Annotated in this window: 1 protein-coding gene; it reads left to right on the plus strand. The window is 53.9% G+C overall.

All coding sequences use genetic code 11. The features are described from left to right. The first annotated feature begins 188 nt into the window (after positions 1-188). The gene (locus ACP7D4_RS28145; protein WP_426212735.1) at positions 189-680 is read left to right on the plus strand and encodes a hypothetical protein; all 492 of its coding nucleotides are present in this window, start codon (positions 189-191) and stop codon (positions 678-680) included. Positions 681-816 lie beyond the last annotated feature (136 nt).

The raw sequence follows: 816 nt of genomic DNA on the forward strand, positions 1-816 counted from the left end.
ACTGCCGACCGAAGCCGGCATCAATATGCCAAAAGCGACAATCCTGGGAGACGTACAGACTGAAAAAAGCTCCCTAAACTAATTGCGAAACCGGTCTCAAATAGTTTGACACGCTCCGGCGTATCACTCAACTGCACTCACAGATCGAGCGGCTCACTGAGTTGAAGGCTAGTTTGGAAGGCCGGGTCATGCAGCTACTCGAAGAAGTCTGCACCGCGCGCAATGAGACCAGCCACCAGCGCGACCAAGCAGAACGTGCCCGGACCGAAGAGATGAAGGCTCAGCTTAAGCTGCAAACCCTGGCGTCTGTGGAGACTGACCTGCGGAAGCTGCGCGCCGACTTCGAGGAGCAGCGTCAAGCCTGTGTAAACGCGGAGCGAACAGCAGCGGTCCTTGCCGCACAGAAGACTGACTTGGAGCAGAGGTTGGTTAAGCGCAAAAGCGCCAAACGTCAGGCAGCCAATAAAGAAGCTAATGGGCAATCAGGCGCTGATCGCCACGAACGCGTGCCAAGGAGCCCCAGAGAAGCGGATAGGAAAGCCGCGAGCACGGACTCACAACGAGCCAAGCAGACGCGCAATGAAGCAACATCCGTTGAAAGCAAGTCTGACGCACTACAACAACCGAAGCCTTTTTTAACGGTGGCGCTGCCCGGCCTGCTATGGATCTTCCCAGGCTGAACTAATTCGGCGTTCCACTGCTAGTGTAGTGCGTCATAAATAATAAGACTTATTATATATATGCATGTATCCTTGTCATATGGAGGGGAAATCATGCGTGTAGCGATGAAAGTTGAGTTGACGGAAGCGCAGCGTG

This window comes from Massilia sp. TWP1-3-3, from assembly GCF_049897805.1.
Taxonomy (GTDB): domain Bacteria; phylum Pseudomonadota; class Gammaproteobacteria; order Burkholderiales; family Burkholderiaceae_D; genus Telluria_A.